This window comes from Pectobacterium sp. 1950-15 (assembly GCF_037136835.1).
In the GTDB taxonomy this organism is placed as follows: domain Bacteria; phylum Pseudomonadota; class Gammaproteobacteria; order Enterobacterales; family Enterobacteriaceae; genus Pectobacterium.
In genome coordinates, this window is the sequence record NZ_JBBBQR010000014.1 from 39,526 (window position 1) to 63,793 (window position 24,268).

The 24,268-nt window shown below is 52.6% G+C and carries 23 protein-coding genes and 1 pseudogene; 15 read left to right on the top strand and 9 right to left on the bottom strand.

Annotated features, from left to right (window positions below):
• The first annotated feature begins 70 nt into the window (after nt 1-70).
• The 6 genes from WCT94_RS15535 to urtE are packed head-to-tail and all read left to right on the top strand — an operon-like array spanning nt 71 to nt 6,375.
• Nucleotides 71-859 (top strand): GntR family transcriptional regulator, encoded by a 789-nt coding sequence (locus tag WCT94_RS15535; protein WP_336870261.1) that lies wholly within the window; start codon nt 71-73, stop codon nt 857-859.
• On the top strand, nt 856-2,124 hold the full coding sequence (gene urtA, locus WCT94_RS15540) for an urea ABC transporter substrate-binding protein (protein WP_336870262.1): 1,269 nt from the start codon (nt 856-858) through the stop codon (nt 2,122-2,124). Before WCT94_RS15535 ends, urtA begins: the two co-directional genes overlap by 4 nt.
• Nucleotides 2,125-2,180: 56 nt before the next feature.
• A complete protein-coding gene (gene urtB, locus WCT94_RS15545; protein ID WP_336870263.1) occupies nt 2,181-3,770 on the top strand; it encodes an urea ABC transporter permease subunit UrtB in 1,590 nt (529 codons plus the stop codon).
• Nucleotides 3,770-4,846: an urea ABC transporter permease subunit UrtC gene (urtC, locus tag WCT94_RS15550; RefSeq protein WP_336870264.1), complete on the top strand. Its 1,077-nt coding sequence runs from the start codon at nt 3,770-3,772 to the stop codon at nt 4,844-4,846. The genes urtB and urtC overlap by 1 nt, the downstream gene beginning before the upstream one ends.
• The gene (gene urtD / locus WCT94_RS15555) at nt 4,839-5,675 is read left to right on the top strand and encodes an urea ABC transporter ATP-binding protein UrtD (RefSeq protein WP_336870265.1); all 837 of its coding nucleotides are present in this window, start codon (nt 4,839-4,841) and stop codon (nt 5,673-5,675) included. The genes urtC and urtD overlap by 8 nt, the downstream gene beginning before the upstream one ends.
• A 1-nt stretch (nt 5,676) precedes the next feature.
• Complete coding sequence (urtE, locus tag WCT94_RS15560) at nt 5,677-6,375, top strand: urea ABC transporter ATP-binding subunit UrtE (protein WP_336870266.1); 699 nt, start codon at nt 5,677-5,679, stop codon at nt 6,373-6,375.
• A 249-nt stretch (nt 6,376-6,624) separates the two neighbouring features.
• Here urtE and WCT94_RS15565 read toward each other — a convergent pair whose 3' ends face one another.
• The gene (locus WCT94_RS15565; RefSeq protein WP_336870267.1) at nt 6,625-7,020 is read right to left on the bottom strand and encodes a hypothetical protein; all 396 of its coding nucleotides are present in this window, start codon (nt 7,018-7,020) and stop codon (nt 6,625-6,627) included.
• Between the two features lie 266 nt (nt 7,021-7,286).
• On the opposite strand from WCT94_RS15565, the pseudogene WCT94_RS15570 reads away from it, so the two are divergent.
• From WCT94_RS15570 to arsC, 5 genes and pseudogenes are all read left to right on the top strand, one after another.
• A pseudogene (locus WCT94_RS15570) lies at nt 7,287-7,400 on the top strand (ABC transporter ATP-binding protein); the annotation flags it as partial.
• Nucleotides 7,401-7,472: 72 nt separating this feature from the next.
• The gene (locus tag WCT94_RS15575; protein ID WP_336870268.1) at nt 7,473-7,919 is read left to right on the top strand and encodes a hypothetical protein; all 447 of its coding nucleotides are present in this window, start codon (nt 7,473-7,475) and stop codon (nt 7,917-7,919) included.
• 141 nt (nt 7,920-8,060) lie between these two features.
• Nucleotides 8,061-8,381 (top strand): metalloregulator ArsR/SmtB family transcription factor, encoded by a 321-nt coding sequence (locus WCT94_RS15580; protein WP_336870269.1) that lies wholly within the window; start codon nt 8,061-8,063, stop codon nt 8,379-8,381.
• A gap of 46 nt (nt 8,382-8,427) precedes the next feature.
• A complete protein-coding gene (locus tag WCT94_RS15585) occupies nt 8,428-9,720 on the top strand; it encodes an arsenic transporter (protein WP_336870270.1) in 1,293 nt (430 codons plus the stop codon).
• A gap of 9 nt (nt 9,721-9,729) precedes the next feature.
• A complete protein-coding gene (gene arsC / locus WCT94_RS15590) occupies nt 9,730-10,155 on the top strand; it encodes a glutaredoxin-dependent arsenate reductase (RefSeq protein WP_336870271.1) in 426 nt (141 codons plus the stop codon).
• A gap of 35 nt (nt 10,156-10,190) precedes the next feature.
• Here arsC and WCT94_RS15595 read toward each other — a convergent pair whose 3' ends face one another.
• From WCT94_RS15595 to WCT94_RS15620, 6 genes are all read right to left on the bottom strand, one after another.
• Nucleotides 10,191-11,015, bottom strand: a complete 825-nt coding sequence (locus WCT94_RS15595) for an amino acid ABC transporter ATP-binding protein (RefSeq protein ID WP_336870272.1) — start codon at nt 11,013-11,015, stop codon at nt 10,191-10,193.
• Nucleotides 11,016-11,039: 24 nt separating this feature from the next.
• Nucleotides 11,040-11,984, bottom strand: coding sequence for an amino acid ABC transporter permease (locus tag WCT94_RS15600; RefSeq protein ID WP_336870273.1), 945 nt, complete (start codon nt 11,982-11,984; stop codon nt 11,040-11,042).
• 81 nt (nt 11,985-12,065) lie between these two features.
• The gene (locus WCT94_RS15605) at nt 12,066-12,623 is read right to left on the bottom strand and encodes a GNAT family N-acetyltransferase (RefSeq protein WP_336870274.1); all 558 of its coding nucleotides are present in this window, start codon (nt 12,621-12,623) and stop codon (nt 12,066-12,068) included.
• Nucleotides 12,624-12,708: 85 nt separating this feature from the next.
• A complete protein-coding gene (locus WCT94_RS15610; protein WP_336870275.1) occupies nt 12,709-13,689 on the bottom strand; it encodes an ABC transporter substrate-binding protein in 981 nt (326 codons plus the stop codon).
• 67 nt (nt 13,690-13,756) lie between these two features.
• Nucleotides 13,757-14,692 carry an ABC transporter substrate-binding protein gene (locus tag WCT94_RS15615; RefSeq protein ID WP_336870276.1) on the bottom strand — a complete coding sequence of 312 codons (936 nt, stop codon included), beginning with the start codon at nt 14,690-14,692 and terminating at the stop codon, nt 13,757-13,759.
• A gap of 22 nt (nt 14,693-14,714) precedes the next feature.
• Nucleotides 14,715-16,043 carry an LLM class flavin-dependent oxidoreductase gene (locus WCT94_RS15620; RefSeq protein WP_336870277.1) on the bottom strand — a complete coding sequence of 443 codons (1,329 nt, stop codon included), beginning with the start codon at nt 16,041-16,043 and terminating at the stop codon, nt 14,715-14,717.
• Between the two features lie 320 nt (nt 16,044-16,363).
• Here WCT94_RS15620 and WCT94_RS15625 point away from each other — a divergent pair, with 320 nt between their 5' ends.
• Entirely contained in the window at nt 16,364-16,909 is a 546-nt protein-coding gene (locus WCT94_RS15625) for a flavin reductase (protein WP_336870278.1), read from the top strand.
• A 183-nt stretch (nt 16,910-17,092) separates the two neighbouring features.
• Here WCT94_RS15625 and WCT94_RS15630 read toward each other — a convergent pair whose 3' ends face one another.
• Nucleotides 17,093-18,289 (bottom strand): M20 peptidase aminoacylase family protein, encoded by a 1,197-nt coding sequence (locus WCT94_RS15630; RefSeq protein ID WP_336870279.1) that lies wholly within the window; start codon nt 18,287-18,289, stop codon nt 17,093-17,095.
• Between the two features lie 341 nt (nt 18,290-18,630).
• Between WCT94_RS15630 and WCT94_RS15635 the strand changes: the two genes are divergently transcribed.
• From WCT94_RS15635 to WCT94_RS15645, 3 genes are all read left to right on the top strand, one after another.
• Nucleotides 18,631-19,611 (top strand): LLM class flavin-dependent oxidoreductase, encoded by a 981-nt coding sequence (locus WCT94_RS15635; RefSeq protein ID WP_336870280.1) that lies wholly within the window; start codon nt 18,631-18,633, stop codon nt 19,609-19,611.
• 91 nt (nt 19,612-19,702) lie between these two features.
• Nucleotides 19,703-20,227, top strand: coding sequence for a ClbS/DfsB family four-helix bundle protein (locus tag WCT94_RS15640; protein WP_336870281.1), 525 nt, complete (start codon nt 19,703-19,705; stop codon nt 20,225-20,227).
• A gap of 815 nt (nt 20,228-21,042) precedes the next feature.
• Nucleotides 21,043-22,995, top strand: a complete 1,953-nt coding sequence (locus WCT94_RS15645) for an autotransporter domain-containing protein (protein ID WP_336870282.1) — start codon at nt 21,043-21,045, stop codon at nt 22,993-22,995.
• Between the two features lie 77 nt (nt 22,996-23,072).
• Here WCT94_RS15645 and WCT94_RS15650 read toward each other — a convergent pair whose 3' ends face one another.
• Nucleotides 23,073-24,098 (bottom strand): LacI family DNA-binding transcriptional regulator, encoded by a 1,026-nt coding sequence (locus tag WCT94_RS15650; protein WP_336870283.1) that lies wholly within the window; start codon nt 24,096-24,098, stop codon nt 23,073-23,075.
• Between the last annotated feature and the right edge of the window lie 170 nt (nt 24,099-24,268).

A 24,268-nucleotide genomic window follows, 5' to 3' on the forward strand; every position in this document is an offset into this window, starting at 1 on the left:
GGCAGGCAGGAATAAAGGGACGCGCCTGAACCCACGGACGAACGGGAATAACGACGAGGCAGAGAAAACGATGCGAGCAGGCACACAAAAGAGCAGCAAAGATCGCCCGGAAGCGCTGGCGGAGCGGGTCTATCAAACGCTGAAAAACGACATTTTCGACTTTCACCTGATGCCGGGCGATCGCTTTAGTGAAAATGAAATTGCCGAGCGGATGTCGGTCAGTCGCACGCCGGTGCGTCAGGCGCTGTTCTGGCTGGAGCGGGAAGGCTATGTCGAAGTCTATTTCCGCAGCGGCTGGCAGGTTCGTCCGTTTGATTTCGCCTATTTTGAGGAACTGTATGACTTCCGCATCGTACTGGAGCGGGAAGCCATTCGGCGACTGTGCGGGATGCCGCCGGGGCGCTGCACCGAGCTATTGGCTGACCTGAAACGCTTCTGGATTGAGGAACCGCGTCTGGATGACGGCAAGACCGTCTCCCGCTACGACGAAGGGTTTCATCGGGGACTGGTGACGGCGGCGGGCAACAGCGAAATGGCGCGAGTTCACGGTGAGCTGACGGAGAAAATCCGCATTATTCGGCGTCTTGATTTCACCCGTGAGGATCGTATCGACGCGACCTATAAAGAACACGCCCGCATCCTGCTGGCGATATTGCAACAGCATACGGAGGAGGCGCAGCGCATTCTGACCGACCACATTGCCGTCAGTAAGGCCGAGGTCAGGAAAATTACCTTACACATGTTACAGCAGGCGCGGCCTCAATCGGTTTCAACGCAATCCGTTTCAATGGAAGTGGTTCCACCTGACGCATCACACGATTCCATTCTCACTCAACACGACTTAAGGGCTAATAAATGAAAAGACGTTCATTGCTAAAAGTTTTTGCGCTTTCTGCGACAGTGGTTGGCATGGGGTTGACCTGGAGCGTGCAGGCGGCAGACACCATCAAAGTCGGCATTATGCACTCGCTGTCCGGCACGATGGCGATTTCAGAAACGCCGCTGAAGGATGTGGCGCTGATGACTATTGATGAAATCAATGCCAAAGGCGGCGTGTTGGGTAAAAAACTGGAGCCAGTAGTGGTCGATCCGGCGTCGAACTGGCCGCTGTTTGCCGAGAAAGCACGCCAATTGCTGACGCAGGATAAAGCGGCGGTGGTGTTCGGCTGCTGGACATCGGTGTCGCGTAAATCGGTTCTGCCAGTATTTGAGGAACTGAACGGGTTGCTGTTCTATCCGGTGCAGTATGAAGGCGAAGAGATGTCGCCGAACGTGTTCTACACCGGTGCGGCACCGAATCAGCAGGCGATCCCAGCGGTGGAATACCTGATGAGTGAAGACGGTGGGGCGGCGAAGCGTTTCTTCCTGTTGGGTACGGACTATGTGTATCCGCGTACCACCAATAAGATTTTGCGCGCCTTCCTGCATTCCAAAGGCGTTCAGGACAAAGATATTGAGGAAGTGTATACGCCGTTTGGCCACAGCGATTATCAGACCATCGTTTCCAACATCAAGAAGTTCTCGACGGGCGGTAAGACTGCGGTGGTTTCCACTATCAACGGTGATTCCAACGTGCCGTTCTATAAAGAGCTGGCGAATCAGGGAATCAAAGCGACCGATGTCCCCGTTGTTGCGTTCTCGGTCGGTGAAGAAGAACTGCGCGGCATCGACACCAAACCGCTGGTCGGCCATTTAGCCGCATGGAACTACTTTGAATCGGTAGATAACCCAACCAATGCCGACTTCGTGGAAGCCTATAAAGCCTATGCCAAATCGAAAAACCTGCCGAACGCGGGCACGGTGGTGACTAACGATCCGATGGAAGCCACGTATGTCGGCATTCATATGTGGGCGCAGGCGGTAGAGAAAGCGGGCACCACGGACGTAGATAAAGTCCGTGCCGCGATGGCTGGCCAAACCTTTGCTGCGCCAGATGGCTTTACGCTGACGATGGACAAGACCAACCACCATCTGCACAAGCCGGTGATGATTGGCGAGATTGAGGAAAACGGCCAATTCAACGTGGTCTGGCAAACGGATAAACCGGTCCGCGCACAGCCGTGGAGCCCGTACATCGCCGGAAATGATAAGAAACCCGATCACCCAATCAAAGCCGCACAGTAAGCATCGTTCCTACACGCCCCGTCCAGCATGTCGGGCGGGGATATTTTCTCTCTTATATGGCGGACATTGCGATGATTAATCGTCAATTATCTACGTTTGTGCTGTCGCTGTGTCTGATGCTGCCCTGGCTGGCACAAGCCGGGCCTGCGGCGGATTTCGCCGCCGCCAGCCGCACGCAGCAGGCCGAACTGTTGCAGCAATGGGCCGCAGCGCCGGAACCGGCGCGTTTGCCGCTGTTACAGGCGTTGCGCGATGAATCGGTGGTACTCGATCGGAACCAGCAGCCGTTTAGGGATATGCAGGGTACGTTAACGCCGCTGGAAGGGAACGTGGAACCGGTTGGCGCGACGAAAAAACTCTTTATGAACAACCGCCTGCGCGTGCTGGTTGCCACCGCGTTGGCCTCACATCAGCTTGTCAGCGACGATGTCGCCACTCGCCTGAATGCCGTACGGCAGTTGCAGAGCGAGAGCAGTGCAGAGCAACTGCCGCTGTTGATGCAGCGCCTTGAGGTAGAAAAAGACGCACAGGTTCACGATGCGCTGAATATCGCCATTGCGACCCGGCAGTTAAGCGATGCCAATCCGCTGGTGCGACTTGACGCGGTCAAACGCTTAGGACAAACCGGCGATCCGCAAATGCAGGCGCTGTTACAGCCGTTAACGCAGGTACAAAATGAATCAGATACCGGCGTACGTGCGGCGGCGCAGGCAAGCCTGGATCAGATTAAACAAAGTTTGATCGTCGGCGATCTGCTGGGGCAGGCGTTTACCGGCCTGTCGCTCGGCTCTATTTTGCTGCTGGCGGCGCTGGGGCTGGCAATCACCTACGGGCTGCTGGGCGTCATCAACATGGCGCACGGTGAAATGCTGATGCTGGGAGCATACGCAACCTGGCTGGTGCAGTCACTTTGCCAACAGTTTGCGCCGAGCTGGCTGGCGTATTACCCGCTGTTGGCGCTGCCTGTCGCTTTTTTCATTACCGCTGGCGTCGGGATGGCGCTGGAGCGCACGGTGATTCGTCATCTTTATGGCCGACCACTGGAAACGCTGCTGGCGACCTGGGGGATTAGCCTGATGCTGATCCAACTGGTGCGGATGCTGTTCGGGACGCAGAATCTGGAAGTGGCGAACCCCGCGTGGCTGTCTGGCGGGCTGCGTGTATTGCCGAATCTGGTGCTGCCGTATAACCGCATCGCGGTGATCCTGTTTGTCCTCGGCGTGCTGCTACTTACCTGGATCTTACTCAATAAGACCCGCCTTGGCATGAATGTGCGGGCGGTGACGCAAAACCGGGCGATGGCGGACTGCTGCGGCGTGCCGACCGGACGCGTTGATATGCTGGCTTTTGGTCTCGGCTCGGGCATCGCAGGTCTTGGCGGTGTGGCGCTGTCGCAATTGGGCAACGTCGGAGCGGAATTGGGACAAGGTTACATCATTGATTCCTTCCTCGTCGTCGTGTTGGGTGGCGTCGGGCAGCTTGCGGGAACGGTGGTGGCCGCGTTCAGCCTCGGCATTCTCAATAAGGTACTGGAACCGCAGATTGGTGCCGTGCTGGGAAAAATCGTCATTCTGGTCCTGATCGTGCTGTTTATTCAGAAACGGCCACAGGGGTTGTTTGCATTCAAAGGACGGGTGATTGACTGATGACACAACCTATGACGATAACCCTGACGCAGCGCGCGCCGCGGATCGTGCTTGGCCTCGGTTCAACGATGTTGCTGGCCTTGCTAATCCTGCCATTTCTCGCGCTGCTGCCCACAGAGAACCCGCTGGCGATCTCCACCTATACGTTGACGTTGATCGGTAAAATTCTGTGCTATGCGATTGTTGCCGTCGCGCTGGATCTGGTGTGGGGCTACGCCGGGCTGCTGTCGCTCGGGCATGGTCTGTTTTTTGCGCTGGGCGGCTACGCGATGGGCATGTACCTGATGCGGCAGGCTGCGGGTGAGGGCATGCCTGCTTTTATGTCCTTTCTGTCGTGGACAGAACTGCCGTGGTTCTGGGCGGGAACCCAGTATTTCGCCTGGGCGCTGTGCCTGATTGTGCTGGTGCCGGGCGTGCTGGCGTTTGTGTTCGGCTGGTTCGCATTCCGCTCCAAAATCAAAGGCGTGTATTTCTCAATCATGACGCAGGCGTTGACCTATGCTGGCATGCTGCTGTTCTTCCGTAACGAAACCGGCTTTGGCGGCAATAACGGATTTACCGGTTTTACCACGCTGCTGGGCTTCCCCATTACGGCCACGGGTACACGCATTGGGCTGTTTGTCGCCACGGTATTGTTGTTGATTGCCAGCCTGCTGGTGGGATTTGCCTTGGCGCGCAGCAAATTTGGCCGTGTGCTGACGGCGGTGCGTGATGCGGAAAACCGCCTGATGTTCTGCGGTTACGATCCGAAAGGTTTCAAGCTGTTCGTCTGGACGCTTTCCGCCGTGCTGTGCGGGCTGGCGGGGGCGCTGTATGTACCACAGGTCGGTATCATCAATCCCAGCGAAATGTCGCCAACCAATTCTATCGAAGCCGCCATTTGGGTGGCGCTGGGTGGCCGTGGGACGCTGATCGGACCGCTGCTCGGTGCGGGTATCGTCAACGGGGCGAAAAGCTGGTTTACCGTGGCCTTTCCCGAGTACTGGCTGTTCTTTCTAGGACTGATGTTTATTCTCGTCACGCTGTTTTTACCGCGTGGGGTGATTGGATTATTGAGGAAGAAGAAACATGACTGAGCCAGTATCTGCATCCTCAGTGGCGGCACCGCCGGTTGCTTCACAGACCCAGTTTGCCCAGCGATACCCGTCAGACCGCCATCGGCACCAGACCGATCCGGTGCTGCAACTCGACAAAATTAATGTGAGTTTTGACGGTTTTCGGGCGTTGACCGACCTCTCGTTGCAGATTGGCGTGGGGGAATTGCGTTGCATCATTGGCCCTAACGGCGCGGGGAAAACCACGCTGATGGATGTCATTACCGGTAAAACGCGCCCGGATAGCGGTAAGGTATTTTACGATCAGTTCACTGACCTGACGACGCTATCGCCAGTGGACATTGCCCGTGCAGGAATAGGGCGGAAATTCCAAAAACCGACGGTGTTTGAAGCGCTGACGGTGTTCGAAAACCTCGAAATCGCATTGAAAACCGATAAATCGGTGTGGGCAAGCCTGCGTGCCAGGCTGAACGGCGAACAACGTGACCGGATTGATGACACGCTGGCGTTGTTGCGGCTCGGCCACGAACGGCAGCGCCCCGCAGGGCTGCTGTCGCACGGGCAAAAGCAGTTTCTGGAGATCGGCATGCTGCTGGTACAGGAACCGCATTTACTGTTGCTCGATGAACCCGCAGCCGGGATGACCGATGCAGAAACCGCCTATACCGCCGAGCTGTTCCGCAGCCTGGCAGGCAAACACTCGCTGATGGTAGTGGAACACGATATGGGCTTTGTCGAGAGCATTGCCGACCACGTTACGGTGTTGCATCAGGGACAGGTGCTGGCGGAAGGCTCGCTGCGCGAGGTGCAGGCGAATGAGCAGGTCATTGACGTTTATCTGGGGCGCTAACATGTTAGAGATTGCTGAACTGAATCAATATTATGGCGGTAGTCACATTCTGCGCGGCTTATCTTTTGAGGTAAACCCCGGCGAAATTACCTGCCTGTTAGGGCGCAATGGCGTGGGGAAAACCACGCTGCTGAAATGCTTGATGGGGCTGATTCCGGCGAAGTCTGGCACGATTCGCTGGCAGGGCGAAACGATTAACACTCGTAAACCTTATCAGCGCGTGCAGGCTGGCATTGCCTACGTTCCACAAGGGCGGGAGATTTTTCCTCGCCTGACGGTAGAAGAGAATCTGCTGATGGGGCTGTCGCGCTTTCCGGGTAAACAGGCGCGGCAGGTACCGGATGAGATCTACCAGCTTTTCCCGGTGTTGGATGAAATGAAGCAGCGACGCGGCGGTGATTTGTCCGGTGGGCAACAGCAACAGTTGGCGATCGGGCGGGCGCTGGCCTGTAAACCACAGTTGCTGATTCTGGATGAACCGACAGAAGGCATACAGCCGTCGGTGATCAAAGAGATTGGCGCGGTGATTCGCCAACTGGCGCAGCGTGGCGACATGGCGATTCTGCTGGTTGAGCAATTTTACGACTTCGCCGCCGAACTTGCCGATAACTATCTGGTGATGTCACGCGGGGAAATCATACAGCGCGGGCGAGGTGAAACGATGGAACAGGACGGCGTACGGGGACTGGTCGCGATTTAATACGCGTGACTTATTATTTTTGTCTGGAATGGTGGATAGGCTGCGTCTATATATTCTCAATATTGCGTAATGAAGAGAGGCAGCCTAAATTTATTTAGTATGGGAATTGCTAGTGCGCTAACTTTTTTCGTTATTCGAAACGTTAACGCATTGCCCATCATTTCGAATTATTCAGGATGTAAAATTATCAATTTTTCTTGATATTTAGAATTAAACCCAAATCCGAAAATTAAGTTAACTGGAAACGAGTTATTCTGCTTTTTGTATTAATAATGTTGCCTTGCCGGCATTGTCATTACAATTATTGTCAACGATATAGGCTACAAACTGCGCTGCTGTTGTATCCACAACCGTCGGACTGCTGGTCACAGAAACTCCCCAGCGTGCATTTTTAAACCCACCTTGCAACATAATACTATCGATAATGCAACTATTAGATGCTCCCATGCAATTCATAGTATTAGAAACGAGGGATACAACATATCTCCCTTGATCTAAATTAAATTTCACGGGGGTGCCTGTTAAGGTGTCAGTATAAGGGGCGCTCAAACAATTTCTTTGAGAATCAATCATTATGTCTGTTGCGGCTTCTGTGGCGAAAGAAAAAAAAGCTAGCATAAATATGCTAAGGGATGTATTGCGCATGAGTAAATCTCCTGGAAAAATAATTTATTGGTAAGTTAATACAACCTTACAATGCATGTAATAATCAATAAATCGGTCCATTAAAAACCGACATCATCTTACTCTATAATACTAAAGAAATTGTCAATGTTTTAACCTATCAATTAACTAATTTTATCAAATATAATTTTCCTAATATTGGTTTTTTATGATTTCTTAAAATCTATTTTTTGGGAATGTATTAAAATTGATACTATATTAAACGTAATGTCCACGTTCAAACGCAGCTAATTCTGAATGAACAGATAGCACGAATACAACCGTCGGTTTTCAACGAAATCGGCGCGGTCATCTGCCAACTGGCACCGCGTGGTGATAGGGCGATTCTGCTGGTTGAGAAAATTGTGTAAAATACGACCTTAAGAGGATAGCTCATTGTTTATCTTCAGCTAAAAAGGAAAGGGAACTTAAGGATGAGTAAACCGCTGAAGATTTTTGCTGTTATCGGCATCATCGTTGCTGCTGCAGTCATTACGATATGGCCTTATATCGAAATGGATTTTTCCGGTAGTGCGCACTATAGCGAACAGGATGAAAGGGAATATGCGTTCTATACCCCCGATATTCTGAAAAACATGCCGCGCATTACCGATCGCTATGACTTCAATTTTTCGAACGTAACCGGCCCGGAAGCTAAAGTATGGACGGTGAACTTCTATGGCACTGAAGATACCAGCAAGGTTCATACTTATTTGACGTCGATGGGTTATAAGAAGCAGGAGCGTTGCGATGTTGAGGCTGAATGTTGGCGAGCGGCGGGCACACATGACGTTGTGACCGTTGCGACGTTTGATACAGATAAAAGCGTGGTGGTTCAGGTTTACAGCAGTCCGTATATTGAGCCATTGCCACTCAAATAATCATGTCAGGCGCAATGGCTCCATTGTACTTAAGTTTCAGCGTCATCTTTTTTTCCTTAAACCACATTTTTCATTAAAGGATTCTAATTTCAACACATATGAATTAACATATGTGTATGCAGAGTATATTGAGAGCCCAGAATGCTACAGCCCGTCCAACTTTTCAAAATCCTTTCCGATGAGACTCGACTATCCATCATCCTTCTGCTCAGAGAAGCGGGAGAATTATGCGTCTGCGATATCTGCTCTGCCACCGTGGAATCTCAGCCTAAAATTTCCCGTCATATAGCGATATTGCGTGAGTCAGGGCTGGTGCTTGATCGCCGTGAAGGGAAATGGATTCATTATCGATTGTCTCCACACATGCCAGCCTGGGCCGCAGAAACGATTAGTACTGCATGGCAATGCCTGCGTGATGACGTGCGCTTATGTCTGGCTGCCTCCTCTGCTTCGTCGTGCTAAACCATAAAGAGACACATTCTTTTTACCATATGTTATGGGGCTGAAAATGTTACTGGCAGGGATAATATTTTTGCTGACGTTGATTTTTGTTATTTGGCAACCCAGAGGACTGGGGATCGGGTGGAGTGCCAGTATAGGTGCAACATTAGCGCTGCTTAGCGGAGTTATTCACCTCAATGATATTCCTGTTGTCTGGAATATTGTCTGGAACGCGACGGTGACGTTTATTGCGGTGATTGTCATCAGCCTATTACTTGATGAATCGGGTTTTTTCGAATGGGCGGCGCTGCACGTATCCCGATGGGGAAACGGGCACGGGCGTCTGTTGTTTACCTGGATTGTTTTACTGGGCGCTGCCGTTTCTGCATTGTTTGCCAACGACGGTGCCGCGTTGATCCTCACGCCGATTGTGATTGCGATGCTGTTGGCTCTGGGGTTCAGCACAGGTACGACGCTGGCATTCGTTATGGCTGCCGGATTTATTGCTGATACGGCTAGCCTGCCGCTGATTGTTTCTAATCTGGTTAATATTGTGTCTGCCGATTTTTTCAATCTTGGGTTTGCTGAATATGCATCGGTTATGGTGCCCGTCGATATTGCAGCGATTATCGCGACGTTGATTATGTTACATCTGTTTTTTCGGAAGGATATCCCTACAACCTACGACGTATCTCGGTTAAAAGTACCGGCACGTGCCATTAAAGATGTGGCAACGTTCAGAGCGGGTTGGATTGTTTTGGTTCTTCTGCTTACCGGATTCTTCGTCCTTGAGCCTTTGGGGATTCCCGTCAGTGCTATTGCGACAGTGGGGGCATTGATTCTGTTTGCTGTGGCAAAAAAGGGCCATGTTATAAACACGGGTAAAGTGCTGCGTGGTGCGCCATGGCAGATTGTGATTTTCTCTCTGGGTATGTATCTAGTGGTCTACGGTTTGCGTAACGCAGGGTTAACCGCCTACCTCTCCGGTATTCTGAACTTGCTTGCCGATAAGGGGTTATGGACGGCCACTCTCGGCACAGGCTTTCTGGCGGCGCTTTTGTCTTCTGTCATGAATAATATGCCCACCGTGCTGGTTGGGGCATTATCCATCGACGGCAGCATTGCATCAGGGGTGATCAAAGACGCGATGATTTATGCCAACGTCATTGGTTGTGATCTGGGGCCAAAAATCACACCTATTGGTAGTCTGGCTACGCTGCTTTGGCTACATGTGCTATCACAGAAAAAGATGACAATTAGCTGGGGATATTATTTCCGTACCGGAATTGTCATGACCTTGCCCGTGCTACTCGTCACGCTAGTCGCGCTGGCGTTACGTCTTTCTGTTACGTTGCCATGAGATATCGATATGACCACAATTAGCATCTACCACAACCCCGACTGCGGTACCTCGCGTAATACGCTGGAGATGATCCGTAATAGCGGCGCAGAACCCACGATTATTTACTATCTTGATACGCCACCTTCACGTGATGAATTGGTGACGCTCATTGGTGACATGGGAATGACGGTTCGTGCCTTGTTGCGCAAGAACGTAGAACCTTACACACAACTGGGGCTTGCTGAAGAACGATTTACTGACGAACAGCTCATTGAGTTCATGCTGCAATATCCGATCCTGATAAACCGTCCGATTGTCGTTACTCCGTTGGGAACCCGACTGTGTCGCCCATCAGAGCAGGTGCTGGATATTCTCCCCGATCCGCAGCGCGGCGCATTCACCAAAGAAGATGGTGAAAAAGTCACTGATAAATCGGGCCAGCGCGTGAAATAGAGCCAGAAGGGAGACATCTGGCTCTATGTGGTTTCTCACAGCACCTTATTCAAAAAGTTGATTGTCCGCGGGTGGCGGGGGTGATTTAGCACCTGCCAGGAATCCCCGCTTTCGACGATTTTTCCGTCCACCATGAACACCACGCGGTCGGCCACTTCGCGCGCAAAGCCGATTTCATGTGTGACGACGACCAGCGTCACACCAGATTGGGCAAGTGATTTGATGACGTCCAGCACCTCGCCGACCAGTTCGGGATCGAGCGCGGACGTCGGTTCATCAAACAGCATCACTTTCGGCTTAAGCGCCAGCGCGCGGGCGATGGCGACGCGCTGCTGCTGACCACCGGAAAGGTGGCGGGGATAAGATTGCGCCTTGTGACGCAGACCGACGCTTTCCAACAGGGTAAAGGCGATATCTTCCGCCTCCTGACGTGAATAGAGCTTATGTGCCAGCGGAGCTTCAATGATGTTTTCCAACACGGAAAGGTGAGGGAACAGATTGAAATTCTGGAATACATAGCCGACGTTGATACGCTGGCGTAACACGTCCTTTTCTTTCAATTCATAGAGCGTATTCCCTTTGCGGCGATAGCCGATGTAATCGCCGTCGATGCGGATAAACCCTTCATCTACGCGTTCAAGATGGTTAATCGTGCGCAGTAGCGTGGATTTCCCCGAACCGGATGGGCCGAGGATTACCGTGACGGAACCGGGCGCCAGCGTCAGATTGATATCCTCCAGCGCTTTGTGTTGACCAAAATGCTTCGCCACGTTGCGAATCTCAATCAGCCCACGCGCGCTTTCTGTCTGTGGCTGAGCGGTGGCACGTGTGTGAGCAAAGTAATCGATAGCTTCAGACATGGTGAATCTCCAGAATTGGGTGAGTTAACGTGCGCGCTTGCGCGTCAGGATACGGACGAGTCTCTGGCGCGGTGTGGGCGGCATTTCACGCACGGCACCGCGGGACACATAGCGTTCCACGTAGTATTGGACGACGGATAGCACCGTGGTGATCAGCAGATACCAGATGGTGGCGACCATCAGCAGCGGGATAACTTGCTGCGTACGGTTGTAGATGACCTGAACGGTATAGAACAGCTCCGGCAGTGCCAGCACATAAACGATCGACGTACCTTTCGCCAAGCTGATGATCTCGTTGAAACCGGTGGGCAGAATCGAACGCAGCGCCTGTGGCAGAATGATACGTACTGTCCGGCGACCGCCGGGTAGGCCGAGTGCAGCGGAGGCTTCAAACTGGCCAGCATCCACACCAAGAATCCCGCCGCGAATAATTTCCGCCGTATAGGCGGATTGCACCAGCGTCAGGCCAAGCACGGCGACGGAAAATTGATCCAGCAAATCAATCGTCGGGTAGCGCAGAAAGACAACGGAGGTAAACGGAATTCCCAGCGCCAGCTCGTCATAAAGATATGAGAAATTGTAGAGAATAATCAGCACCAGAATCAGCGGCAGTGACCGGAATAGCCAGATATACAGCCACGACAACGTGGAGAGCAGATAAGACGGCGAAAGCCGAGCCAGCGCCAGCGCGGTACCGAAAATAATACTGAATAACGTGCCTAGCGCGGTCAACAGCAGCGTTTGCCCCAGACCGGTAAGAATGACCGGATTGAAAAACCACTCGGCAAACACCGACCATTCCCAGCGCGGATTCAGCGCAATTGACTGAATAATCGCGGCAAAAATAAACAGCGAAAACAGCGCACCGGCAAAGCGGAAAGGATAACGCGCTGGAACGATGCGCAACGGCGCGTCCTGCGCCTGGCTTAGCGGCGCTTGCTGAGAAGAGGTGTGTAGAGATTGCGTCATAATCGATACCCTTTGAAGGTGATTCTGAAAAATGTCCTTTTGCTTTTAATCACCGCACAGGGTGAGCCGCAGCGTGCTGGGTCAACACACTTTCAAATGGCGAGCGATCAGCTCGACTTCCGTCGTTTGCCGGGCTGCCCGGTTCGTCGTCGCGTCAAACAGCGCTTTCTTAAACGGCAGTCGCCCATCGTAAGGTGGAATACTGTAGGTCACCGGATCGACGCTGATATCGAACTGAGGCGTATAGCCGTGGCTCAGATAGAGCCTCACGGCTTCGGGCTGTCGGAAACCGGTCGTCAGGAAAAAGTGCTGATAGCCTAACCGGCGGGCGTGTTGCTCCAACTCTTGCATGACTTTCCCTGCCAGCCCCTGACGGCGCAATGTGTTATCCGTCCATACGCGTTTAATTTCGGCGGTGGTACTGTCGTAGCGCTTAAACGCGCCAGTAGCAATCGGTACACCTTGACGCAGCAGTGCAATAAAAATGCCGTGTGGCTGCTGGTAAATTCCCGGCGGATCGCTTTCTCGCTCACCAAAAAAATCGCCATAACGCTGTTCATATTCCGCGAACAGGCCGTCGATAATCGGGGCCACGATAGGGTCTTCGGGCTGAGTAACAATGAAGATGTCGTCGGACATGGCGTGCTCCTGATTCATTTACCTATATGGGTTATCGGTAACCATGACGTTTCGATCGTGGCATCCCGATAGCCATCGGGCGCTATTAATCGCCCAGTCCCGGTGGATTGATTTCTGAACGATCGATACGCTCAATGCTTTCTCCCCAGCGGTTTAGCACCTGGTCGTATTCGCCACTTTTAATCACGCCGTTCAGCGCCGTGTTAATCGGCTGTACCAGTCCGCTGCCTTTGCGCGTGGTGACCGCAATATGTGCGACGTTCGGGTAGCCGCCGTTGACTGTGCCGACATGCTTAACCTTGCCGGTTAGCTCTGCTTTGTACGCGCCGATCACGTTGGGGCCGAAATAAGCGTCTGAGCGACCGGATTGCAGACTCAGGTTGGCAGCCGCATCGTCCGTAACATAAATCGGCTGAAAGGCGGGCAGGCCGTTGGCGCGATTTTGCTTATCCCATGCCAGCAGTACCGCTTCCTGATTAGTGCCGGAGCCGACAATAATCTTCAGCCCGGCGATGTCTTTCGCTTCCTTGATGGACTGAATCTTACTGGTGGATTTCACATAGAAGCCGAGTGAGTCGACGCGGTACGTGGCGAAATCGAACTTTTCCTTGCGTTCTTTAGTGACGGTAATGTTGATGATGGCAGCGTCGTACTTGCCGGAGGACACGCCGAGCGGCCAGTCTTCCCATGAAGTAGGGACGATGTTCAATTCCAGCCCGAGACTGTCGGCCACCAGCCGGGCGATATCCGGCTCACTGCCCACCACGGTTTTGTTGTCGTCGGCCAGAAACGCCAGCGGCGGTGACGAACCCAGTGCGGCAATCGCCACGGTGAATTTACCCGGTGTGACGAATTTAAAATCAGCCGGAATCTGTGCGATAGCCTCCGCGTTCTTCGGGGCATGGATCGGCTGCTGATTGGCTTTCAGGTCGATGGCCGCCTGTGCCGTCGTGACCGAAAATGTGCCGAGCAGCAGCGATCCCGTCAGTAGCCTTGTCAAAAGCGATGCGCGTACGCGCGGGGCGGTGACCGTTTGTGCGATGGTGTGGACACTCTCTTTTTGCATCTGTCTTTCCCTTGCAGGTTATTCGTTATAATAGTGACATTGTCACTTATAAGGTGGTTACTATTACTTAATCGCCGATACCTGGCGGATTCACGACGGATTGCGCGATCTTTTCATCATCTTCACCCCAACGATCCAGAACCTGCGCATAGCTGCCGTTGTGGATTGCGCCATTGATGGCAGTGCTGATTGCCTGTGCCAGACCGTTATCTTTCTGCGTGGTGACCGCGACGTAAGCGACCGTCGGACCTTTGCCGACCATGCGTGTCTTGCCCGTCAGCGCCGCTTTATAGGCTCCGATAGAATGGGGACCGAAAAAGGCATCAACGCGCCCCGACTGAATGCTCAGGTTGGCGGCGGCATCATCGGTGACGTAGACAGGCTGCACGGGCGGAAGGCCGTTGGCGCGGTTTTGCCGATCCCAGCCCAGCAGAATGTTTTCCTGATTGGTGCCGGAACCGACAATCACCTTCAGACCTGCAACGTCCTCCGGTTTGTTAATCGACGTAATCTTGCTGGTTGATTTCACGTAGAAACCCAGCGTATCAATGCGGTACGTGGCGAAATCGAACTTCTCCTTGCGGAGTTTCGTCACGGCGATATTAAAAATGGCAGCGTCGTATTTTCCCGCCGTGATCCCCAACGGCCAGTCTTCCCAGGAGGCGGGAACCAGTTTCAGTTCCAGCCCGAGTCCGTCAGCCACTAGTCGCGCGATATCCGCATCACTGCCAACAATCGTTTTGTTGTCGTCAGCCAGCAGGGACAGCGGCGGTGAGCTGAGCGCCGAGACGGCAATCGTTAGCTTACCCGGCGTCACGAATTTGAAATGAGTCGGGATCTGCGCGATGGCCTCGTCATTTTTCACGGTACGAATGGGAATCTGGTTGGCCTTCAGATCAATACGGCTGACAAATCCCGCGTCTTGCGCCTGCACGTGAGTGACCAGCGCGGTGCTCAATAATGTCGCCATGCCCGTCGCGGTGATAAAAGAGGAACGCTTCACGGTGAATCTCCTGTTGCGCGAATTAGCGCGTGAATTGATTCACCGGATAATCCAGCGCCAGATTTTCCCGCAGCGTATAGCCGGGATACTCCTGACGGAACAGGCCGCGCTGTTGCAGCAGAGGCACGACGCGATCGACAAAATGATTGAGCGTATCTGGCGTACCGCCCTGAATGATGAAGCCGTCAGCGGCACCATTTTCAAACCAGAGCTGCAAGCCATCTGCTACCTGTTCGGGTGTGCCGCTGAAGACTGGGCGCGGTGAGGCCGCTTCCAGCGCAACCTGTCGCAGCGTTAAGCCTTTTTCCTGCGCGTTGCGCTTGATTTCGTCGGTGGTGCTACGGAAGCTGTTTTTCCCCAGATCGCCGATATCAGGGAAGGGCGCATCCAGCGGATGTTGTGAGAAGTCATAGTGCTCAAAGTAGCGTCCCAGATAATTGAGGGCATCCTCAATCGTGACCAACTGGGCGGTTTCCTGATACTGACGCTCTACATCTTCCGCATCGTTGCCGACAATCACGCTGACGCCCTGAAAGACGTGTAGCTGATCGGCTCGGCGACCGTTTTCTTCCAGTTTCTGTTTTACCTCGCGGTAATAACGCTGCGACTCTTCCAACGTGTGTTGGTGGGTGAAGATGGCATCGGCGTGCTTGGCGGCCAGTTTTTGGCCGTCTTCAGACGCACCAGCCTGAAATACAATAGGGCGACCCTGCGCGGATCGCCCAATATTCAGCGGCCCTTGTACCGAGAAGAATTCCCCTTTATGGTTCAGCGTGTGCAGCTTCTCTGGATCGAAGAACTGTCCGCTGGTTTTGTCACGAATAAAGGCGTCGTCTTCCCAGGAGTCCCACAGGCCTTTCGCCACCTGAAGGAATTCATCGGCAATGCGGTAACGCAGTGCATGTTCTGGGTGCTGTGCGCGGGAAAAGTTTTTCGCCGACCCTTCCAGCGGTGAGGTCACCACGTTCCAGCCTGCGCGGCCATTGCTCAGATGATCGAGGCTGGCAAACTGCCGAGCGGTAGTAAAGGGCTCGGAATAGGATGTCGAGAGCGTGCCGACCAGGCCAATATGCGTGGTGACGGTGGCAAGAGCAGACAGTAGCGTTAACGGTTCAAAGCGATTGAGAAAATGTGGGATGGATTTTTCGTTGATATACAGACCGTCAGCCACGAAGACGAAATCAAATTTCCCTTGTTCGGCTTTTTTTACCGCATCCAGAACAAAACCAAAATTAATACTGGCATCGGGCACGACGTTTTTATGTCGCCATGCGGACATATTTCCCGCTGCGCCCTGTAATATTAAACCCAGTCTTAATTGTCGCTTGGTGGAGGTTTGTTTTTCACTCATTGCCAGGAACCTTTTTATTAATTGAATGTGTTTGTTATTAATTGAGCGAACATATTGTTAGTTGAATTAACCTCCATGAAAGTGAAAATAATCCATCACTAAATCGGCTATCAATAAGCAAGCCATCACTAGGGATTCACGTATTCAATAAAAGGTTAATCAGACGTTAATAGCGTGTTTTCACTATTGATGAGACGGGGCATGATGTAAAACAACAAAAATGGATAATAAAATTCAAAAATTTCAGATGATGACGCGGCTTATTTTGTTAGTATAATGTTAACGATCATGTCTCTCGCCGTATTTAAAGGAAAATATCCATGTCTGATCTGATAGTTGAACGACACGTAACCGCGAATGACGCAACGCCCTCTGCTGCGACTATTACGGTTGACCGGCAGGTGTTTCGCGATGCGATGGCAAAGCTGAGCGCAGCGGTCAATGTCGTTACGACGGATGGCCCGGCAGGTAAGGCTGGATTTACGGCATCCGCTGTATCCAGCGTCAGCGATACGCCCGGTACGCTGCTGGTGTGTTTGAATCGCGGTTCGTCGGTATATCCCACGTTTCAGGCGAATACGCATTTATGCATCAATACGCTGGCCGCTCATCATGAAGCGCTGTCGACACTGTTTGGCAGCCCGTCATCTACCGAAGAACGGTTTGCGGCGGCGGAGTGGGATGTGTTGCATTCGGGCTCACCGGTATTGCGGGATGCGCTGGTCGCGTTTGACTGCCGGGTTGAGGAAGTCGTAAGTGCGGCGACGCACGATATCTTTATTTGCCGGGTATTAGCGATTAAGCCGGGCGAAGGCACGGATGGTCTGGTGTATTTTTCCCGCCGTTATCATGCCGTTCGGGGTTAATATTTATAACTTTCTCACCTAATGCCCTCATCGTAATTAATTGATTTATAAAAATTGCTGCCTCCGTCAGGTCAATCTGGCGGAGGTGATGAGTTGATTACGTCAGTCCGATATTAGGAGAGACACGGGATGAGGTTCCCGCAGGGATGCCTCACCCCGTGGTTGCTCCGGGTATCTCGCTCGTCAAACGATCGGCATTACCGCCTGCGGCGGGGTAACTTTCGTGGTACGCAGACGATGCAGCGCAGCCTCCGCCAACTGTGCGAAATAGCGTGATGCAGGCGCAATCGCGCTTTCATCCGGGTTGAATTGAGGATGGTGCAGGCCAAATTCGCTGTTTGAGCCAATACTGACGAACGTGCCCGGCACGTCCTGAAGGTAAAGTGCAAAGTCCTCACCACTCATTTGCAGTTCGGCATTTTCTACCTGATAGCCTGCGTCTCGGGCAATTTGCTTGCTGAAGTCTGCCCATTCGCTGGTGTTCACGACCGCTGGCGGGCCGGGGTACCACTTCAGTTCTGCTTTGGCACCCAGCGCAACGGCAATACCGCCGATCAACTGCTCAATGCGTTCCGGTATTTCCGCGCGAATTGCGGCATTGTAGGTGCGTACCGTTCCTTCAAGTTCTACCGTTTGCGGCAGGACGTTCCAGGTGTTACCACCCTGGATGCGCGTGACGCTGATGACCAGCGATTCCAGCGAACTGAAGCTGCGGCTGGGCAACGTTTGCAACGCATTGACGATATTGCAGGCGGTGACGATGCTGTCGATGCCCTGTTCGGGTTTGGCGGCGTGCGCGCCTTTGCCGGTAATGTGAATGGCAAAGCGATCCACATTGGCATAAAACGGGCCGCTGCGGGTGGCGAAGGTGCCAGCAGGGAGCTCAGGCGCGTTATGCAGGCCAAAAACGGCAGCCACATCGGAAAGCGCACCCGCGCGGATGAACTGCTTGGCGCCGGTAGAAACTTCTTCTGCAGGTTGGAAAAACACCCTGATTTTACCCGGTAAGACAGATTCGCGTTTTTTCAGCAAACAGGCGGCACCCAGCATCACTGCGGTATGGAAATCGTGTCCGCAGGCATGCATGACGCCCGCGTGCTGAGAGCGAAAAGGGACATCCACCAGTTCTTCTATCGGCAGCGCATCAATATCCGCTCTCAGCGCAATCGTCGGACCGCTACCGTGACCGATCTCGGCAACGACGCCAGTCGTTAGCGTCAGAGGCAACAGGCGGATATTTTTCTCTTGTAGCCAGCGGGTGATGTGCGCGGTGGTTTGATGTTCCTGATTGGACAGTTCCGGGTACTGATGCAAGTGCCGTCGCCAGTGAATAAGCTGCTGCTCAAATGACGTATCACAACAGGGGATAGATTCAGCCATATCAATACACCTCCTTAACAAAACTTATACATCGTAAAGGTAGCCGATAGCCACGCTATGGATAAATACCGTCTGGTTATATTTCATGTCTTTTTATGCGCTCGACTTTGTATTCATTTATTATGAATATTTCTGCTAACAAAACCCATTATTGATATTTATATTTTACGCCATTATACAACATGCTTCTTATTCTGTTTTTTCTCTGGACGAATTTTATCGTGAGGCTCTATTTAGAATAAGAGGCTTGGGTGAATATATTTGTATCGAGCGATCTTGAAATAAGCTGTTACTTTTAATAAATAATGCTGAAGAATAATCACTAAAAATAAGGAAACATCGTGGGATATAAGCTCAGTTTATTAGATCAAAGCCCCATCGCCGAAGGAATGAGCGTGGAACAGGCGTTGGCGCAAACCGTATCGCTGGCGAAAGTGGCAGAAGCGCTTGGCTATTACCGCTTTTGGGTTTCCGAGCATCATAATTCCGATGAGTTGGCGGGGTCCTCTCCCGAGGTATTAATCACCTGGCTGCTGGCGCACACGACAACGCTGCGCATCGGTTCCGGTGGGGTGATGCTACAGCACTATAGCCCGTATAAAGTCGCAGAAAACTTCCATGTGATCGGTGCGCTGGCGGGCGGTCGTGTGGACTTGGGGATCAGTAAAGCGCCGGGTGGACTGCCGCTGGCCACGCGCGCGCTACAGCAGGAAATCGGCGAGGCAGAGCGCGTTTCTTTCACAGAGAAATTACAGCAGCTCAACCGTTTTCTCGATAGCCATGACGAAACGGCAGAGCGCCTGAATGCCACGCCGTTACCGGAACACACGCCACAGCGCTTTCTGCTGGGCGCCAGTCAGGAGAGTGCGCGGCTAGCCGCGTCGCTGGGCTGGAGTTTTGTCTTCGCTGGGTTCATTAACGCCAGTGAAACGTTGCTGACGGAATCACTTCTGAGCTACCGGGAATTGAAGCCCGCCAGCGCCCAGACGCTACTGTCGCTGTCGGTGATTGCCGCTGAACGCCATGAGGATGCCAAGGCGTTAGCCAGCACGCAGCATAACTATAAAGTTTATATTGAGAACAAGCCGCCGCTAACGGTAGGTAGCCAGGAACAGGCCGACAATTTCGTTCGGCAGGCGGGTGTAACGGATTTTCGCATCGTGCAGGAGCCGCGCAATGTGCTTTACGGCACGCCGGAGCACATTCATCAGCGTCTGGAAAGCTACCATCAGCGTTTTGGCGTGGATGAGTTCATTATCCATACGCCCGTGACATCCCCCCGCGAGCGTGAGGCGTCGATTCGGTTGCTGGCGCAGCGCTGAGCAATAGCGAAAAACGTGAGCGATGACAAGGCCGTATCGCATTGTGGGCAGTAACCTGATTTGGTCTATGGCAGCATAATCGGGAAAAATAATGGCGGTGCCGGAGAACAAGGAAGCCTTGATTAAGGCAATCAATAGTCAGTTTGCGCTGTTAATGAAGCGCCTCGAAGCCGTTTCCGTCGATCGTGCATTCGTGCCGGAACTGGCTGGGCATGCGCAGGGAACGCAGATGAGCCCGGCAAATCTGGTGGCGTATTTGCTGGGCTGGGGCAATCTGGTGCTGAAATGGCATAAAAATGAAGAGCAGGGCAAGCAGATTGATTTCCCAGAGACGGGTTACCAGTGGAATCAGCTCGGTTTGCTGGCGCAAAAGTTCTATCAAGACTCCGCCCACATCACCGAATGGTCTGATCTGGTCACGCGGCTTGTCGCGAATAAACGGGAGCTCATCGCGCTGGTTGAGCGCTATACCGATGCACAGCTCTACGGTGAATGCTGGTACGGTAAGTGGACGCGGGGTCGGATGATTCAATTCAACACCGCGTCGCCTTATAAAAATGCGGCAGGACGCCTGCGTGCGTGGGAAAAAAACAAGCAACATCATGATAATAAATAAAAAATACAGGGCTAGTTTTTTGGTCTTGTTTTCCTGCGTGTCGGCGCGTTAGCGGCGTTTTTTCAGACAAAACCTTACATATTACCCCTCCTTGATTGTTCTATACTCAGTAATAAGCAAGGTAATTTTTACTGACAGATGAGATAAAGAGGGGGAAGAAAAATGATGGGTCTCAACCTTGTTTCTCCAGTGTCGTATTACGCCATGCCGAACAAACCTGATCATGTTCAGGGCATTTCCCGCTCGTCGCAGCTGTCTGGTTACCCTCATCCCGATGCTTCTACCCGAACCCGGACAACGTACGAAAATAGTGCTTCGATCTTTAAACCGCCTATAGCGGATGGGATTAACCGCCCAACGGAAAATAACCAGCTTAACGTTTATGTTTAGGATGGTATGAACGGGTAAGATGGGCAATCGCGTGCTGTAAACGATCGTTTTCGGTGCGTGCTTGCCCTCTTTGTTTTCGTTTGATTTTCAAAAAGTATCTTCATCCGGGTATTGCCACCCTCTCTGCCGCGCTGCCATTCTTTTTTCTTCTCTACTAGTCACTTGACCATTCTCGATGTCATCCACGCTTAACCCTATGATTAATCAGAATTACACAATTCTGACAATTTCCTTTCGATTTGCCGCATCTTGACATATTTCATCACATTTTCTTTTGTTCCATAGCCTTGGAATGAATATTGCTGCTATTTTTCTTTCCTTAACAACGACATGACCTGGATAAGGTTCCTCTGGTAACGCGGTAAGAATGACCCGTGTTGATAACGATAAGATTCGATTTATAACGAGAAAAGGGAGTGGTGTTCATGTTCAAGCAAGTCGCAGTTGCGGTAGGGATGGCGTGTTTATCTGTACCAGCATGGGCTTATGATTACGGTGATTATGCGCGCGAGACCGTAGATACGCTCATTAATGATTATCCGGGGCGCTATCGCGGTACGGCAAATTTTGCCGGTGCGGCGGACTGGATGACGCAGCGGATGGCACCCGGTTATACCACTGTCAGGCAGGATTTCTCCTGGACGGCAGGCGGTACGACGCGTTCGTCACAGAATGTGCTGGCCTCTAATGTCGGGCTGAGCAGCGAATACATTATTACCGGCGCGCACTTTGATACCTTCTTCGGGCAGCCGACGTTGCAAGGGCTGGATGACAACGCATCCGGTGCATCGATCCTGACAGAAGTGGCGCGTAATTTTAGCGGCATCCAGACGGAGAAAACGCTGGTCTTTGCGGCCTTCGGGGCAGAAGAAGAGGGGTTACGCGGTTCGCGTGCAATGGTTAACGATCTGATTGCGCAAGGAACTGCTGGCGGCCTTACGGCCATGATTAACATGGACAGCATGATTACCGGCGACAAACTCTACGCGCATGCTGGTAATAACAGCGTAGCGAATCCTGCGCTGACAAGCCTGCGTGAGCAGACGTTGCGTATCGCGAATGAATTGGGCATCGAACTGTTTACCAACCCAGGGTTGAATGCGAGTTATCCGGCGGGAACTGGCTGTTGCAGTGACGGCGATAGCTTCAACGCCGCGTTTGCTATTCCCGTACTCTATATGGAGGCCACCAACTGGGATATCGGCGATCAGGACGGCTATGAGCAAACTACGAACCCTGCGGTGCCGGGGGGCGCGACATGGCATGACCCTACGGTTGATAACGAAGCCTTTCTGACCAGCGTGCTGGGTCAGGAACGCATTGACCAGCGCCTGCGTGACGTTTCACGATTGGTGACACGACTGCTACTGGAAATTTCCAATACCGATTTGCTGCATTCGGCCTATTCCGCCGCTGCGATGCAACAGGCAATGGAGGAGAGCCTGAAGCGTCAGCGCCAATCATTGAGTGATTTGCATAATCAGCGCTGGCTGCTGCTGCAAAATACCCCTCGCAGCGTAGGTACGCTGGATACGGCAGTCGGGGTTGAAGGCGATGTGACTCCGTCAAATGGTTTTGACCGTGTACCGCAGCAGCGTTCCCGTCAGGCGATGGCTTATGCGCTGGTCGATTATCAATTAAGTGACGGTGTCACTGTTGGTGGCAGCCTGAGCCTGCTGCGTAGCAAGGATAAGCTTGAGCGTAATGGACATATTGAAAGCGACACCTGGCAAGCTGGCGTCTATGGTTTGCTGAATCAGGGCGGTCCAGCCTGGTTGGGTAGCGACGTGACGGCGGGCCAGGCGGCGATTGCGTCACGCCGCTCGGTGTATCTGCAATCTGCGGGCGGACCGGTGCTGTTGGACAACACGCTGGACGGCAATACCGAAGCGCAATTTGTCGGTGCCCGCGTAACTGGCGGCTATGATTTTCCGCTAGGCGGACTGCGCACCGGTCCGGTTGCCGGGCTGGATTATGCGCGTTATCGCATCAATGCGTTTGATGATAAAGGCAACCTGCGAACTGGCGTGCGGTATGAAAAACAGGATGTGGATTCGCTGGAAGCCAGTCTGGGCTGGCGCGTGCGCGGTAAGGTAGAATTCAGCAACAACGCGTCGCTACAACCTTATGCTACGGTGGCGTGGGTGCGTGAATTGGCTGATGGGCTCGATTCCAGTTTTACGGTGAAAGATCGCGTCGATGGTGCAAACCGCCGTATTGCGGTTGGGGAGCAGGATAAGAACTTTGGTCGCGCAACCGTTGGTGTGCAGTGGCTTGCGGCAGAAAACCTGAATCTGTATTCCGAGGTCGGTAGCCGTTTCGGCCATCGGGATGGCGATCAAACGCGCTATAGCGTAGGCGTACAGTGGCAATTCTAAGTCTGTTGCTGGATGGACTTAGCTGCTGAAAGGGACATTCGGCGTTAAATGGGGTCTGAAACGACCCCGCAGCGGATTCAGGCGGGCTGGTTATCGTACGGCCCGTTCTGAATGGAATCTCTGACCCGAAGTTCGGACAAGAACAGATTGTCTTTCGAGAAATAGCCGCCGTCCAGCATCGCGATCAGGCGGTTAATCACTTCGTTGATCATATCACTCACCGGATCTTTGACGCTGGAGAGCGACGGTTTCAAAAATGGGGCGGTGGGAATATCGTCGAACCCAACGACAGAAACATCGTGCGGTACGGCAACGCCAGCGTCATCCAGCGCTTTTATTGCGCCAATTGCCATATCGTCATTGCTGGCGAGAACGGCGCTGAACGAGACCCGACTATCGCGCAGGGTGGTAATGGCGAGCGATCCGCAGCGCGGCGTCCATTTTCCTTTCACAATCAATTCATCCCGTACCGCGATATTGGCCGCCGTCAGGGCCTCTTTATAGCCGGAAAGGCGCTCGATAGCGGTCGGCGAATCCAGAGAACCGGTGATAAAAGCGATATCTCTATGACCGCGCGCGATCAGATGCTGCGTGGCGTTATAGCTGGAACCCTTGTGATCGCAGCAGATACAGTGGCTCTGGTGTTTACGCAGTTTACGGTTAACCACCATGATCGGCTGCTTGTACTTCTCGATGATGTCATCCATTTCATCCACGTTAAGAAAACGGGGATAGATGATGATCGCATCACAGCGCAACCCCAGCAGAAATTGAATCGCGGCTCTCTCTTCATCGGCGCTGTGTTTGCCATCGACCAGGATCAACTGACGTCCATTGTCCTCCAGTTTCTTGGCGGCCTGTGATAGCAACTCGTTAAAATAGCTGCCGTTATAGAGCGTGTTAGTCACCACCAAACCAATACAGGCGGATTTGCTGGTCGCCAGATTCCGTGCCAGTAAATTGGGCCGATATCCCGTCTCCTCAATGGCCTGATAAACCAGCGCTTTGGTTTCTTCACTGGTATAGCCTTTGCCCGATAGCACGCGCGATACCGTCGCTTTTGATACGCCTGCTTTCTTCGCCACTTCCTGCATTGTCGACATGGGACATCCTGACACGTTGAACACCTGTATCATTTTACACACTTTATATCCGTCATACTTCAAGTTGCATGTGCGTTGGCTGCGTTTAGTCACCCGAATCACTTACTTGAGTAAGCTCATCGGGATGCCTTCTCTTGCCGCCTGCCTGAAACTCGAATTATTTAGGATAT

Bases quoted from the DNA above. Each gene is read 5' to 3' on its own strand.
- WCT94_RS15535 (WP_336870261.1), top strand. From the start codon at position 71: ATGCGAGCAGGCACACAAAAGAGCAGCAAAGATCGCCCGGAAGCGCTG.
- urtA (WP_336870262.1), top strand. From the start codon at position 856: ATGAAAAGACGTTCATTGCTAAAAGTTTTTGCGCTTTCTGCGACAGTG.
- urtB (WP_336870263.1), top strand. From the start codon at position 2,181: ATGGCGGACATTGCGATGATTAATCGTCAATTATCTACGTTTGTGCTG.
- urtC (WP_336870264.1), top strand. From the start codon at position 3,770: ATGACACAACCTATGACGATAACCCTGACGCAGCGCGCGCCGCGGATC.
- urtD (WP_336870265.1), top strand. From the start codon at position 4,839: ATGACTGAGCCAGTATCTGCATCCTCAGTGGCGGCACCGCCGGTTGCT.
- urtE (WP_336870266.1), top strand. From the start codon at position 5,677: ATGTTAGAGATTGCTGAACTGAATCAATATTATGGCGGTAGTCACATT.
- WCT94_RS15565 (WP_336870267.1), bottom strand. From the start codon at position 7,020: ATGCGCAATACATCCCTTAGCATATTTATGCTAGCTTTTTTTTCTTTC.
- WCT94_RS15575 (WP_336870268.1), top strand. From the start codon at position 7,473: ATGAGTAAACCGCTGAAGATTTTTGCTGTTATCGGCATCATCGTTGCT.
- WCT94_RS15580 (WP_336870269.1), top strand. From the start codon at position 8,061: ATGCTACAGCCCGTCCAACTTTTCAAAATCCTTTCCGATGAGACTCGA.
- WCT94_RS15585 (WP_336870270.1), top strand. From the start codon at position 8,428: ATGTTACTGGCAGGGATAATATTTTTGCTGACGTTGATTTTTGTTATT.
- arsC (WP_336870271.1), top strand. From the start codon at position 9,730: ATGACCACAATTAGCATCTACCACAACCCCGACTGCGGTACCTCGCGT.
- WCT94_RS15595 (WP_336870272.1), bottom strand. From the start codon at position 11,015: ATGTCTGAAGCTATCGATTACTTTGCTCACACACGTGCCACCGCTCAG.
- WCT94_RS15600 (WP_336870273.1), bottom strand. From the start codon at position 11,984: ATGACGCAATCTCTACACACCTCTTCTCAGCAAGCGCCGCTAAGCCAG.
- WCT94_RS15605 (WP_336870274.1), bottom strand. From the start codon at position 12,623: ATGTCCGACGACATCTTCATTGTTACTCAGCCCGAAGACCCTATCGTG.
- WCT94_RS15610 (WP_336870275.1), bottom strand. From the start codon at position 13,689: ATGCAAAAAGAGAGTGTCCACACCATCGCACAAACGGTCACCGCCCCG.
- WCT94_RS15620 (WP_336870277.1), bottom strand. From the start codon at position 16,043: ATGAGTGAAAAACAAACCTCCACCAAGCGACAATTAAGACTGGGTTTA.
- WCT94_RS15625 (WP_336870278.1), top strand. From the start codon at position 16,364: ATGTCTGATCTGATAGTTGAACGACACGTAACCGCGAATGACGCAACG.
- WCT94_RS15630 (WP_336870279.1), bottom strand. From the start codon at position 18,289: ATGGCTGAATCTATCCCCTGTTGTGATACGTCATTTGAGCAGCAGCTT.
- WCT94_RS15640 (WP_336870281.1), top strand. From the start codon at position 19,703: ATGGCGGTGCCGGAGAACAAGGAAGCCTTGATTAAGGCAATCAATAGT.
- WCT94_RS15645 (WP_336870282.1), top strand. From the start codon at position 21,043: ATGTTCAAGCAAGTCGCAGTTGCGGTAGGGATGGCGTGTTTATCTGTA.
- WCT94_RS15650 (WP_336870283.1), bottom strand. From the start codon at position 24,098: ATGTCGACAATGCAGGAAGTGGCGAAGAAAGCAGGCGTATCAAAAGCG.